Genomic DNA, 12,395 nt, shown 5'->3' with positions numbered 1-12,395 from the left:
CGTTTCATCCGCTAGATGTAGGACGGACGCGGGCGAAAAACCGCACACACCTTTCCTCGCGCTCAGCGCCGCTTCTTCGCCTTGGACTCGAAGGGATTGTCGCCCGAACGGAAATGCATGCGGATCGGCACGCCCGGCAGGTCGAAATCGTTGCGCAGTCCGTTGATCAGATAGCGCACGTAGGATTCCGGCAACGCATCGGGGCGCGTGCAAGAGATCATGAAGCCCGGCGGGCGGGCCTTCACCTGCGTCATGTACTTGAGCTTGAGCCGGCGGCCGGAAACGGCCGGTGGCGGGTGCTGAACCTGCTGCGATTCCAGCCAGCGATTGAGCCGTGCAGTGGAGATGCGGCGGTTCCAGGTCTTGTCCGTCTCGATGATCGCCTGCATCAGCCGGTCGAGGCCGTAGCCGGTGTGGCCGGAAATCGGCACGGCGCGGATGCCGCGGGCCTGCGGCAGCAGCCGCTCGGTCTTTTCACGGAGATCGGCCAGAACCGCCTGCCAGTCCTCGACCAGGTCCCACTTGTTGAAAGCGAGCACCGCAGCCCGGCCTTCGCGCAAGACGAGGTCGACGATCTGCAGGTCCTGCTTCTCGAAGGGAATGGTCGCGTCGAAGACGATGACGACCGTTTCGGCAAATCGGATGGCGCGCAGCGCATCGGCGACCGAGAGCTTTTCCAGCTTCTCCTGCACCTTGGCCTTGCGGCGCATGCCGGCCGTATCGAACATCTTGATGGTGCGGCCGCGCCAATCCCACTCGACAGAAATGGAATCACGGGTGATGCCGGCTTCGGGGCCGGTCAACAGCCGGTCTTCGCCGAGGAAGCGGTTGATCAGCGTCGACTTGCCGGCGTTCGGACGGCCGACGATCGCCACGCGCAGCGGCTTGGTCTCGTCATAGGCAGCCTCGGCCTCTTCCTCTTCGCCATCTTCGTCCTTGAACGTCGGGCGCAGATCGATATCGGTCTCGGCCACGTCGTCTTCCGGCGGGAAGGCGCGGTCTTCGCCGATCGCAGCGACGATCGCATCGCGCAGATCGAGCATGCCCTGGCCGTGTTCGGCCGAGATCGGGCAGGGTTCGCCAAGGCCGAGCGTGAAGGCATCGTAGAAACCGCCGTCGGAGCCGCGCGCCTCGGACTTGTTGGCGACCAGCACCACCGGCTTGCCGCGGCGGCGCAGCATTTCGGCGAGCGTCTCGTCGGCCGGCGTCAGGCCGCCCTTGGCATCGACCAGAAACAGCGACAAATCCGCTTCGTCGATCGCGGCCTCGGTCTGCGCCCACATGCGGCCCTGCAACGTGTCGGGTGCCGACTGCTCGAGGCCGGCCGTGTCGATGATGCGGAAGCGCAGATCGATCAGCTTGGCGTCGCCGGGCCGCCGGTCACGGGTAACACCCGGCGTGTCGTCGACGAGCGCCAGCTTCTTGCCGACCAGACGGTTGAACAAGGTGGACTTGCCGACATTGGGACGCCCGACGATGGCGACGGTGAAGCTCATGGATCTATCCGTTTCCGCTTGGAGTGCCGCTGCCGAATGGCCGGCGGCACTCATAATTTCGTTCTCGGCCGCAGCGAGGCGACACGGGAGCGTTTCCCTTTGGGACTGCTCCGCCTGATGTTTCAAGCATTCCCGAACGCAAAACCGCTACGCACTTTTGCTGGAACTGCTTGTCTGTCTCGCGCAGTTCCGGACGCAAAACCGCTACGCACTTTTGCTGAAACTGCTTTAAACGCTTTAGCGCACAACCCCAAGATCGAGATCGATTTTGGGATCATGCGCTGATTCGAAAGGGTCGTGCACCCTGTGCCCATCCAAGTCGAGGATGGGCGGAAACCTTAGGCCTTGCCGCTGGCCGCAATCACGTCGAGCAGCATCTGGGCGCGACCGGTGAGGTTGCGCGGGCTCTGCGTGTCGTCAACGATCTGCTGGAACCAGGTCTTGGCCTTGGCGTAGTCGCCGGCCTTGTAGGCTGCAAGACCAAGCGCTTCACGGGCCGAGTGGCGCATGTTGTTCTGCGGCGTTGCAAGCTGCTCGACTTCGGCCGAGACCTGATCGTAGCTGCCGGCGTCGACGAGCAGGTATGCCGCACGCAGCCGCGCCGCTTCCTGAATGGCCGCCGGGACGCTGCCGTCCTTGCCGATCGCCGAGAATGCCTTCACCGCCGCATCGGTTTCGCCCTTCTGGGCCTGGAGCGTTGCGGCTCGCAGACGAGCCAGAACCGGATAGGCGCCGTAGCCGTCCTTTTCCAGCGCGCTCAAGGCAGCGAGTGCCTCGTCCGTCTTGTTTTCCTTTGCAAGGTTGAGCGCCTGCAGGAACGCATCGCCCGACTTCGAGGACGCACCGTCCTGCCAATAGTCGAAGCCGACCTTGCCGATGGTGCCGAGAACGATAAGCACGGCGATCGCCACGATGACACTACCGAAACGTGCCCAGATGCTCTTCATCTGGTCGGAACGCAGTTCCTCATTGACCTCGCGGATAAAGCTGTCGTCTTGGTTCGCCATCTATTGCCCCGGCCTTGCCTGCCCACTGGTGCGCCATTCCGACCGTCTTCAACGGGAACAGCGCACGATCTCAAACTGTTCGAGCATGCGCGACGCGTTCTTGGCCACGCATCGCGCTCTCATGGATTTTGCGCCTTCTACCCGATTTTGCGGCGCTTGTAAGGGGGCCGACGTTATTTAGCCCATCACCACGGGCTGAACCCCGATCAACCACTCGTGAAGCTTCCAGACAAAGAGAACGTAGGCGACGAGACCGATGACGATCGCCAGCACGTCATTCGTCGACGACTTGAACACCGGCAGCACGCGCTCCCCTGCCCGCTCGCGGCGTTTGAGCGAGATGCGCAGGATCACCGCCCAGGCCAGAAACGAACCGAAAAGCAGGACGGAGGAGGTCTCGCCATTCGCCAGAAGATGCGCCAGCGCCCAGATCTTGATCGACAGAACCTGCGGATGCTTGACCGCAACCGCAATGCGCCCAGCCGGGAGGAAGCCCGCTGCCGCGATGACGAAGGCAAAGAGCATCAGCAGAAGCGCGATATGGCGCAGGAACACCGGCGGATTGTACAGAATGCCCGTTTCACTGCGGGCCTGGCCGAAGCCGTAAATGATCAGACAGAGACCGATGAGGCTGAGGATTGCATAGATCCCCATCCAGGTGCCTTTGCCGCGGCTCTCGATGACGCCGGCGCGAAAGCCGGGCGCGACCACGCGGATCAGGTGCAATCCAAGAAAGATGATGATGCCGAGAACGAGTATCGCCATGGGGCCACCGCTTTGTTCGAGATACCGGACCAAATCAGCGTCGCGTGCCGGACATGGCGCGCCTGAGTCGCTGTAGCTCTTTGATTTTCTTTGCCATTCCCCCTGAACCGAATCCAGCCCAGGTTGCTATGCAGTAGCCTTGATGGTGTCTTTTTTCCAGTCCGATCAAAGGATTGCCGCAATTTCGAACCATCTGCGACCAAAATCCAACATTGCAGTTGACCATGATCCGTATTTCCGCCGCTTTATCTCTCGCCCTTTTTCCCGCTCTCGCCCAGGCCGAGCCGGCAACGCCTGCCACCGTTCCGAGCGGCGACAAGCAGCTGGTGATCGTCTCCTTCGACGGCGCGCATGACAATGCGCTCTGGGACAAGAGCCTGGCGATGGCACAGCGCACCGGGGCACATTTCACCTATTTCCTCTCCTGCACCTTCCTGATGACACGAGCGGACGGCAAGGAGATCTACAGGCCGCCGGGCCAGAAGCCCGGACGTTCCAATGTCGGCTTCGCCCAGAGCCGCGAAGAAATTGCGAACCGCGCCGGCCACATCTGGCAGGCCCATCTCGACGGCCACGACATCGCCAGCCATGCCTGTGGCCATTTCGACGGCAAGGGCTGGAGCAAGGCCGACTGGCAGAGCGAATTCTCGACCTTCAACACCGCGCTGCGCGACGCCTGGAAGAAGGCGGACAAGCCGGAAGCGGAGCCCGAGGGTTGGGCCGAGTTCGCGAGGTCGAGCGTCAAGGGCTTCCGCGCGCCCTATCTCTCTCTCAGCGATGGCCTGCTGCCGGCACTCAAGGATTCGGGTTTCACCTATGATGCGAGCCTGGTGACCAAGGGCCCGGGCTGGCCGTCGGAGAAGGACGGCCTGCCGCGTTTCGGCCTGCCGCTGATACCCGAGGGACCGTCGCAGCGCCCGGTGATCGGCATGGACTACAATCTCTTCGTCCGCCACTCCATGGGTGTCGAGAACAAGAAGGACAGCGCCCGCTTCGAGGAGCGCACCTACGAAGCCTACAGGAAAGCTTTCGAGCGCGAGTACAGCGGCGACCGCATTCCCCTCCAGCTCGGCTTCCACTTCGTCGAGATGAACGGCGGCGCCTACTGGCGCGCACTCGATCGGTTGCTGACTGAAGTTTGCGGCAAATCGGACGTCGCCTGTGTCAGCTACGCCCAGGCGCTGCCAATGATCGAGCAGGCAAAAAAGAAGGCGGATCGCTCCGCCTTCTGATTGCTGTAGAGGGTTCCGGTCTTAGGCCGGCTGCGCATCTTCCGCCGCGCCACGCTCCAGGTACCGCTGGTCGATCTCCGGTAGCGGCTCGTCGGAAATCGCCGCCTCGAAGGCGGTCAGGCGCTTATGGATCGACAGGAGCTCGATGATCGTCGACCAATAGTTGACCAGGTACTGGAAGGAGTTGCTGACTTCACCGAAGGCGGTCGAGATCTGCTGCCAGATACCCATGGTGATCTTGCCGACCACGAAGGTCGGAATCAGGATGAAGTTGAGGAAGATCGCGTCAAGCTGCCCATAGGAATAGCGCGCGATGTTGAAATACAGATAGTGCCAATACATGCGGAAGTAGTTCCGGCGCACATTGCCGAAAAGCTCCCTGACCGTCACCGGCTGAGCACGATCCCCGTGATCCTCGCCGTAGACCAATTCCTTGCGATAGGCTGCTTCGACGCGTTGGTTCTTGAAGTTCAGCCCAGGCAGCTTGATGCCGGCGAGCGCCAGAAGTGCCGTGCCGAACAGCGACCAGACGATCGCCAGCCAGAAAAGGGCATGAGGGACCGCGCCGATGATCGGAAGGTCCTCGACATGTTGTGACATGCTGAACAGCAGCGGCAGAAACACCACCAGCGTCATCACCGAGTTGATCAGCGTAACGCCGAGCCCTTCGAGGATGTTGGCAAAACGCATCGTGTCTTCCTGAACACGTTGCGACGCCCCTTCAATATGCCGCAGCTTTTCCCACTTCGACATGTAGAAATCGTTCATGGCCGTGCGCCAGCGGAACACGTAATGGTTCGTGAAAAACGCGGTAATGACGTTGAGGGTCACGCCGACGAAGCCGATTTCGAGGAAGCGTAGCTGCAGTGTGTAGAACTGGCCAGCCGTGATGCCCGGCTTCCTCGCCAAGGCATCTTGCAGCAGATCGAAGAACGGACCGCGCCAGTTGTTGAGCGCAACCGACGTCTGCACTGCGAAATAGGCGATGAAGATGATGAAGGCCGAGCCCCAGATCGACCAATTGACCCAGGGGTGATCCTTGGCAATGAGCTTCCAGGTACCGCCGAAGATCACCACGAAGATGGTGAAGTAGAGATAGAACCAGAGATTGTCCGGGGTGAAGAAATAGGCAAGGCCGATCGGCGGCTTTTCGCCCGGGGCCAGTGGCGGCAAGCCGACAGCGGCCCCCATCTGCGGTCCGGCCGTATACCAGACCAGAATGCAGACAAGCGACCAGAGGGCACCGGAGGTGAAGAACAGCTTCGGCTTCGGAAAGAAGGAATGGAACAAAGGGGTCTACTCACGTTTCGGTCAGGCGATGTGTTACCGCTCGAAGCGCCGAAACTAGGGCAAAGCGCCGTCGTCAACAATCGGATAATATAAACGTTACTGTTATTTCATCCGGAAAGGCCGCGGCGAACAGGGCGGATTTCGATGCCGCCGGCGGCACCCGTCAGGCCCTTAGCGCCGTGGAAATCCGCTTCAGTTCGGCAAGGATAACGCCACCGCAAAGGAAGAGCACGGCCCCCGCAATCAGGGTCGGTGCTGCGAAGCTGCCGGTGCGTTCTGCAAGCCAGCCGGCGACCAGCGGACCGATGATCTGGCCGATGCCGAAGGCAGCCGTCATCAGGGCCAGCGCACGGCGCGGGCTTTCCGGCGCAAGCTGCCGGCCGATTTGCAGGCCATAGGCCGTGATCATCATGAACGTCGCGCCCAGCATCAGGCCGCCGGCAAGCGGGGCATAGGGCAAGGGCAGACTGACCGTCAGCACCAGGCCGACGGCTTCGACCAGAAGGCCGATCGCATAGACCCCGGCAAGGCCAAAGCGCGGGACCGCAAAGCGCCAGAGATAGACCGAAAGCGCTGCGGCAAGGCCCGTCAGCAGCCAGGCGAGAAACTCGATGCTGTGGCCGCCGCTCGGGTCGCGCGCCATGGCAACGAGGAAGGTGGCGGTGATCACGTAGCCGAAGCCGAAGAGCGCGTAGGTGAAGGTCACCACCGTCAGTGGCCGCGTCCAGCGAAGCGGCTTTTCGCGCACCGGACCAGCACCGGATGACGGAACACCAGGCAGGAGTGCTGCGACGACAACGGTCCCCATCAGCCCGACCAGCGCACCGGTGAACCAGTCGCCCATGGAGGTCGTCAGGCCGGCGTGCCCCGCAAGCGGATTTGCCCAGACGCAGAGCGATGAGAATGCGATGCCGAGACCGACGCCGCCAAAGTGCACGGCTGGCACATGCTCCGACCGGGCATGCAGGCCATGGCCGAGCACGATGCCGGAGATGAAGATCATTGCAAAGGCGCTGGCAAGGCCGGCGAGGAACCGGATGAGCGCCAGTACGGCGACCGACGACGAGAGCCCCATGGCCGCCAGCAGGGCCGTCGTGGCGACGAGCGACAGAAGCCCGATCCGGCGCTCATGCCCATGCGCCCAGCCATAGGCTCCGAGAATGGCGCCGGCGAGATAGCCGACGAAGTTGGCCGAGGCGATGAGGCCGGCATCGCCCGGCGACAAGCCAAGATCCGCCATCATCGCCGGCAGGATCGGCGTGTAGGAGAACCGGCCGAAGCCCATGGCGATGGCCATGGCAATGGCGCCGGCGGTTGCCGTGGCGGAGATGTTGGTCTGGAGCGGTCTGTCGAGCGTGGTCATATCAATTTATTGCGCCGCAATATGGCGCACCACAAACGACAATAATTGAAGGACCTATTGAAGGAATCGAACGATCGCCGATTTCAATGGGTTAGAGCATTTGCCGGAAGGTGAGTTGCACCTACCGAGTCGGCAGATCATGCAAGCAGCGATGAAGCAGAAAATGGCCAGGAGGACGACGGAGGCTGTTGGGCCGCCGTCGCGTCTTTGCATTAGCCCGGCAGCGTCACCACCAGCGGCCCGCCGCGCGTGACCACGACCGTGTGCTCATACTGCACCGTCGGCGCGCGCGGATCGCTGTAGAGCGTCCAGTCGTCATTGCCGCCTTCGGCCCATTGCGCGCCAATGGACAGGAAAGGCTCGACGGTGAAGACCATGCCATCGGTCATCCGTCGGCGTTCGCGCGGGTCGGGCCAGGTGGCGATCTCGGTCGGCTCTTCGTGCAGCGAGCGGCCGATGCCGTGGCTGGCGAGATTGGTGACGAGCGAATAGCGGTTCTTGCGGGCGAAATCGCCGATCGCGTTGCCGATCGCCGCCAGCGGCTGATCGGGACGCACCTGCTTGAGGCCCACCCACATCGCCCGCTTGCCGTCGCGGCAGAGACGGTCAATCGCGGCCGTGACCGGCGGCACCGGGAACGAGGCGCCGGTGTCGGCGAAGATGCCGTCTTTTTCAGCGGACACGTCGATGTTGACGAGATCGCCCGCCTTGATCACCCGGCTGCCGGGGATGCCGTGGGCGATTTCCTCGTTGACGCTGATGCAGGTGGCGCCGGGAAAATTGTAGCAGAGCTCCGGCGCCGAGCGGGCGCCCGCGTCTTCCAACACCTTGCGGCCGATCGCGTCCAGTTCCGCCGTGGTGATGCCGGGCTCCAGCGCCTCGCCCATCGTCTGCAAGGCATTGGCGCAGATGCGGCCGATTTCCTTCAGCCGCAGCAGATCTTCTTCGTTGTTGAGGGTCATCCGTGTCTCGCTTTCGCGCTCACATGTAGCGTGTCGCCAGGCGTTATGCCAGCGCCGAACGGGATGGCTTTCAATCCGGCGCTGAACCCGGTGTTGCAGGTCAGACGGCGGCCGGTGCCACCGTCTTTTCTTCCGCGACTGCCTTGCGCACCAGCGGCGCCACCCTGGTGCCGTAGAGCTCGATTCCGCGCATGATCTGGTCGTGCGGCATCGGCCCGATTGCCATCTGCAGCAGGAAGCGATCGTTGCGGAAGACCTTCCAGTTCTCGACGATCTTCTCCGCCACCGTTTCCGGATCGCCAAGGAAGAGATTGCCGCTCGGGCTGCGGGCCTGGTCGAAGTGTGCCCGGTTGGTCGGCCCCCAGCCGCGCTCGCGGCCGATGCGGTTCATCACCTCGGCCTGCGGCCCATAGAACTGGTCGGCAGCGAGATCGGTCGTGTCGGCGATGAAGCCGTGCACGTTGATGCTGGTCTTCAGCCTGGCCGGATCCTGGCCGGCGCGGCGAGCCGCCTCGCGGTAGAGATCGAAGAGCGGCGCAAACCGGCGTGGTTCGCCCCCGATGATGGCCAGCGCCACCGGCAGGCCGAGCGCGCCGGCACGCGCCACCGATTGCGGCGTGCCGCCGACGGCGATCCAGAGCGGCAGCATTTCCTGCAGCGGCCGCGGGTAGACGCCACGGTCGTGGATCGCCGGCCGCATCTCGCCCGCCCAGCTGACTTTCTCGCTCTCGCGCAGCGCCATCAGAAGATCGAGCTTCTCGGCAAAGAGCTGGTCGTAGTCGTCGAGCGACTGGCCGAAGAGCGGGAAGGATTCGATGAAGGACCCGCGACCGGCCATGATCTCGGCACGGCCGTTGGAGATCAGATCCAGCGTCGAAAACTGCTGGAAGACGCGCACGGGATCGTCGGAGCTTAAGACCGTGACGGCGCTGGTCAGCCGGATGTTCTTCGTCCTGGCGGCAGCAGCGGCCAGAATGACCGCCGGCGCGGAAGCGGCGTAGTCCGGGCGGTGATGTTCGCCGAGGCCGAAAACATCAAGGCCGACCTGATCGGCAAGTTCGATCTCTTCGAGAAGGTTCTTGAGGCGGCGTTGCCCCTCCTTGCCCTTGTCGCTTGCAGTCGGATCGACATCCGCAAATGTGTAAAGCCCGAGTTCCATGATGCCCGTCCTGTTTCTGTTGACACAACAGATAGTTGGCGCGCGCGTGAGCAGCAAATGCTCATCCGGGAAACGCTGTGTTTCCCGGATGAGCATGAATGCAGCCTGTGTCGGATAATGGGCGGAACGGGAAATCCACGCCCATCTGGCGCTTAGCTCAGCGTATGCTTGACGGCATTGCGCCATCCCTTGAGCTTCGCCTTGCGCGTCTTGTCGTCCATGGCAGGCTCGAAACGATAGTCACGCGCCCAGGACTTGGCGAACTCCTCCTGCTTCGGCCAGACGCCGGCGCGGCTGCCGGCAAGCCAGGCTACGCCGAGCGCGGTGGTTTCGAGGATGACAGGCCGGTCGACCGGCGCGTCGAGCAGGTCGGAGAGCCGCTGCATCGTCCAGTCGGAGGCAACCATGCCACCATCGACGCGCAGCACCGTTTCCTTGCCGTCGTTGCGCCAGTCCTTGTGCATCGCTTCAAGCAAGTCGCGCGTCTGGTAGCAGACGGCTTCGAGTGCGGCACGGGCGAATTCCGCCGGGCCGGTATTGCGGGTCATGCCGAAGATCGCGCCGCGCGCATCCGGGTCCCAATGCGGCGCACCGAGGCCGGTGAAGGCGGGCACCAGATAGACCTCCTGCGTCGGATCGGCGCTCGCGGCGAGCGTGCCGGTGTCGGGGGCCGCCTTGATCACCTTGAGCCCGTCGCGCAGCCATTGCACGGCAGCACCGGCAACGAAGATCGAGCCTTCGAGCGCGTAGGTCGTTTCGCCATCAAGCTTGTAGGCAATGGTGGTGAGCAACCGGTTCTTCGAGCGCACCATGTCCTTGCCGGTATTGAGCAGCGCGAAGCAGCCGGTGCCATAGGTGGATTTCAGCATGCCCGGCTTGAAACAGGCCTGGCCGATCGTCGCTGCCTGCTGGTCGCCGGCAACGCCGAGGATCGGGATGGCGGCGCCAAAGATTGCCGGGTCGGTGACCCCGAAATCGGCGGCGCAATCCTTGACCTCGGGCAGCATGGCGCGCGGCACCTTGAGGATCTTCAGGAGTTCGTCGTCCCAGACATTTTCCGAAATGTTGTAGAGCAGCGTGCGTGAAGCATTGGTCGCGTCCGTCACGAAGGACTTGCCGCCGGTCAGCCGCCAGATGAGGAAGGTATCGATCGTACCGAAGCAGAGCTCGCCCTTGGCGGCGCGCGCCTGGGCTCTGTCGACATTGGTCAAGAGCCAGTTGAGCTTGGTGCCGGAGAAATAGGGATCGAGCAGCAGACCGGTCTTCCGGGTGAAAATCTTTTCCAACCCCTGCTTCTTCAGTCTTTCGCAATAGGACGCGGTGCGGCGATCCTGCCAGACGATCGCGTTGTGGATGGGGTAACCGGTCTGCCGATCCCAGACGACGACGGTCTCGCGCTGGTTGGTGATGCCGATGGCCGAAAGGTCGGCAGCGGTGATGCCAGCCTTGGCGATCGCCTCCTCGACGGTCGAAAGCACGGTCTGCCAGATTTCCTCGGGATCGTGCTCGACCCAGCCGGATTTCGGGAAATGCTGCTTGAATTCCTTCTGGCCGGCACCGGCGATCTGCTGCTGACCGTCGAAGATGATCGCCCGGCTCGAGGTCGTTCCCTGATCGATCGCGAGAATATATCCGCCCATATGCCCCTCCCCGGCCACACGCAAGTTTCTTCACCCGACCTTGAAGGCGGGCATGTCATTTCGAAAACTTCAATACGATGGCAAAACGAATGTCAAACGAAAACAAAACGCAACTTCGCAGCTTCGCTATTCCCCGCCTCAACTCTGTCGTCGCAACCTTAAAAACACAATTGTCAGCGCCGCGGTTTTACGCGTAGGCTGGCGCTGCTGCGCCGCAACAAAGTAGTCCGCGACGCCACAAGGGAGAGAGCAGCAATGACGAAAACAGCGGTCATCACCGGTTCGACGAGCGGCATCGGGCTTGCGATCGCCAAGGCTTTCGCCAAAGGCGGCGCCAACATCGTGCTGAACGGCTTCGGCAGTGCGGACGAGATCAGACAAGCGACGGATGATGTCAGCGCGCTGACGAGCGGCACGGTCATCTATCACGGCGCCGACATGACGAAGCCGGCCGAGATCGCCGATCTGATCGCCACGGCGACGACCCGCTTCGGCGGCGTCGACATCCTCGTCAACAATGCCGGCATCCAATATGTCGAAAAAGTCGAGGATTTCCCTGTCGAGCAATGGGATCGCATCATCGCGATCAACCTGTCTTCCTCGTTCCACACCATCCGCGCCGCCATTCCCGGCATGAAGGCCAAGGGGTGGGGCCGCATCATCAACATCGCGTCGGCCCATGGCCTCGTCGCCTCGCCCTTCAAGGCGGCCTATGTCGCGGCCAAGCATGGCGTGCTCGGACTGACGAAGACGGTGGCGCTCGAAGTCGCGGAGAACGGCGTCACCGCAAACTCGATCTGCCCCGGCTACGTGCTGACGCCGCTCGTCGAAAAGCAGATCCCCGACCAGGCGCGCACCCGCGGCATCACCGAACAGCAGGTGATCAACGACGTGATGCTGAAGGGGCAGCCGACCAAGAAGTTCATCACGGTGGAACAGGTGGCCGCACTCGCAGTCTATCTTGCTGGCGACGATGCGGCGCAGATCACCGGCACCCATGTTTCCATGGATGGCGGCTGGACGGCGCAATAGGCGCACATTGGCGGGGCGTGCAAAAATCTCCGCGGCTCTTTGCTTTTCTGCATAACCACCTAAGATCAAAGTGATTTCAGGTATACGCAGCAGCCGCAGGGAATGAATGGCATGCCCCAGCCGAACGGAAGCATCAGCTTCATCCTCAATGACCGCGAGGTCACACTTTCCGACATCGCACCGACCGCGACGCTGCTTGATTATCTGCGGCTCGACCGCCGGCTGACCGGCACCAAGGAAGGCTGCGCCGAAGGTGACTGCGGCGCCTGCACCGTGCTCGTGGGGCGGCTTGTCGGCGACCGGCTCGTCTATGAGGGTGTCAACGCCTGCATTCGTTTCCTCGGCTCGCTGCAGGCAAGCCATGTCGTCACCGTCGAGCATCTCGCCGGCCAGGATGGCACGCTGCATCCGGTACAGCAGGCGATGGTCGATTTTCATGGCTCGCAATG

At 62.6% G+C, this 12,395-nt stretch carries 12 protein-coding genes; 4 read left to right on the top strand and 8 right to left on the bottom strand.

Annotation, left to right across the window (positions count from 1 at the left end):
- Nucleotides 1–62 precede the first annotated feature (62 nt).
- On the bottom strand, nt 63–1,496 hold the full coding sequence (der, locus tag I8N66_RS21255) for a ribosome biogenesis GTPase Der (protein WP_113535674.1): 1,434 nt from the start codon (nt 1,494–1,496) through the stop codon (nt 63–65).
- Between the two features lie 36 nt (nt 1,497–1,532).
- On the opposite strand from der, the gene I8N66_RS21250 reads away from it, so the two are divergent.
- Nucleotides 1,533–1,781, top strand: coding sequence for a hypothetical protein (locus I8N66_RS21250; RefSeq protein ID WP_162768599.1), 249 nt, complete (start codon nt 1,533–1,535; stop codon nt 1,779–1,781).
- A gap of 53 nt (nt 1,782–1,834) precedes the next feature.
- On the opposite strand, the gene I8N66_RS21245 is transcribed toward I8N66_RS21250, so the two are convergent.
- Complete coding sequence (locus I8N66_RS21245) at nt 1,835–2,503, bottom strand: tetratricopeptide repeat protein (RefSeq protein ID WP_113535534.1); 669 nt, start codon at nt 2,501–2,503, stop codon at nt 1,835–1,837.
- A 177-nt stretch (nt 2,504–2,680) separates the two neighbouring features.
- Nucleotides 2,681–3,268 carry an NnrU family protein gene (locus tag I8N66_RS21240; RefSeq protein ID WP_291157348.1) on the bottom strand — a complete coding sequence of 196 codons (588 nt, stop codon included), beginning with the start codon at nt 3,266–3,268 and terminating at the stop codon, nt 2,681–2,683.
- Between the two features lie 224 nt (nt 3,269–3,492).
- Between I8N66_RS21240 and I8N66_RS21235 the strand changes: the two genes are divergently transcribed.
- The gene (locus I8N66_RS21235) at nt 3,493–4,500 is read left to right on the top strand and encodes a polysaccharide deacetylase (protein ID WP_291157346.1); all 1,008 of its coding nucleotides are present in this window, start codon (nt 3,493–3,495) and stop codon (nt 4,498–4,500) included.
- A gap of 21 nt (nt 4,501–4,521) precedes the next feature.
- Here the strand turns inward: I8N66_RS21235 and sbmA are convergent, their stop codons facing one another.
- The 5 genes from sbmA to glpK all read right to left on the bottom strand — a co-directional run bounded on the left by sbmA (nt 4,522) and on the right by glpK (nt 10,914).
- Nucleotides 4,522–5,790: a peptide antibiotic transporter SbmA gene (gene sbmA, locus I8N66_RS21230; protein WP_113535537.1), complete on the bottom strand. Its 1,269-nt coding sequence runs from the start codon at nt 5,788–5,790 to the stop codon at nt 4,522–4,524.
- A gap of 163 nt (nt 5,791–5,953) precedes the next feature.
- Nucleotides 5,954–7,153, bottom strand: coding sequence for an MFS transporter (locus I8N66_RS21225; protein ID WP_291157343.1), 1,200 nt, complete (start codon nt 7,151–7,153; stop codon nt 5,954–5,956).
- A gap of 212 nt (nt 7,154–7,365) precedes the next feature.
- Nucleotides 7,366–8,115, bottom strand: a complete 750-nt coding sequence (gene map, locus I8N66_RS21220) for a type I methionyl aminopeptidase (protein WP_291157341.1) — start codon at nt 8,113–8,115, stop codon at nt 7,366–7,368.
- 100 nt (nt 8,116–8,215) lie between these two features.
- The gene (locus tag I8N66_RS21215; RefSeq protein WP_291157339.1) at nt 8,216–9,274 is read right to left on the bottom strand and encodes an LLM class flavin-dependent oxidoreductase; all 1,059 of its coding nucleotides are present in this window, start codon (nt 9,272–9,274) and stop codon (nt 8,216–8,218) included.
- A gap of 152 nt (nt 9,275–9,426) precedes the next feature.
- Complete coding sequence (gene glpK, locus I8N66_RS21210) at nt 9,427–10,914, bottom strand: glycerol kinase GlpK (RefSeq protein ID WP_291157337.1); 1,488 nt, start codon at nt 10,912–10,914, stop codon at nt 9,427–9,429.
- Nucleotides 10,915–11,169: 255 nt separating this feature from the next.
- Between glpK and I8N66_RS21205 the strand changes: the two genes are divergently transcribed.
- Both I8N66_RS21205 and I8N66_RS21200 read left to right on the top strand, forming a co-directional pair.
- Complete coding sequence (locus I8N66_RS21205; RefSeq protein WP_291157335.1) at nt 11,170–11,946, top strand: 3-hydroxybutyrate dehydrogenase; 777 nt, start codon at nt 11,170–11,172, stop codon at nt 11,944–11,946.
- Between the two features lie 111 nt (nt 11,947–12,057).
- A partial coding sequence (locus tag I8N66_RS21200; RefSeq protein WP_291157333.1) for a 2Fe-2S iron-sulfur cluster-binding protein occupies nt 12,058–12,395 on the top strand: 338 nt, incomplete at its 3' end.

This window comes from Ensifer sp. SSB1 (assembly GCF_016652895.1).
Classification (GTDB): Bacteria; Pseudomonadota; Alphaproteobacteria; order Rhizobiales; family Rhizobiaceae; genus Ensifer.
This window is presented reverse-complemented; position numbering and strand designations above follow the sequence as displayed.

What these genes read in the sequence shown, in the direction of transcription:
- der (WP_113535674.1), bottom strand. Translation starts at nt 1,496, where the DNA reads ATGAGCTTCACCGTCGCCATCGTCGGGCGTCCCAATGTCGGCAAGTCC.
- I8N66_RS21250 (WP_162768599.1), top strand. Translation starts at nt 1,533, where the DNA reads ATGGCCGGCGGCACTCATAATTTCGTTCTCGGCCGCAGCGAGGCGACA.
- I8N66_RS21245 (WP_113535534.1), bottom strand. Translation starts at nt 2,503, where the DNA reads ATGGCGAACCAAGACGACAGCTTTATCCGCGAGGTCAATGAGGAACTG.
- I8N66_RS21240 (WP_291157348.1), bottom strand. Translation starts at nt 3,268, where the DNA reads ATGGCGATACTCGTTCTCGGCATCATCATCTTTCTTGGATTGCACCTG.
- I8N66_RS21235 (WP_291157346.1), top strand. Translation starts at nt 3,493, where the DNA reads ATGATCCGTATTTCCGCCGCTTTATCTCTCGCCCTTTTTCCCGCTCTC.
- I8N66_RS21225 (WP_291157343.1), bottom strand. Translation starts at nt 7,153, where the DNA reads ATGACCACGCTCGACAGACCGCTCCAGACCAACATCTCCGCCACGGCA.
- map (WP_291157341.1), bottom strand. Translation starts at nt 8,115, where the DNA reads ATGACCCTCAACAACGAAGAAGATCTGCTGCGGCTGAAGGAAATCGGC.
- I8N66_RS21215 (WP_291157339.1), bottom strand. Translation starts at nt 9,274, where the DNA reads ATGGAACTCGGGCTTTACACATTTGCGGATGTCGATCCGACTGCAAGC.
- glpK (WP_291157337.1), bottom strand. Translation starts at nt 10,914, where the DNA reads ATGGGCGGATATATTCTCGCGATCGATCAGGGAACGACCTCGAGCCGG.
- I8N66_RS21205 (WP_291157335.1), top strand. Translation starts at nt 11,170, where the DNA reads ATGACGAAAACAGCGGTCATCACCGGTTCGACGAGCGGCATCGGGCTT.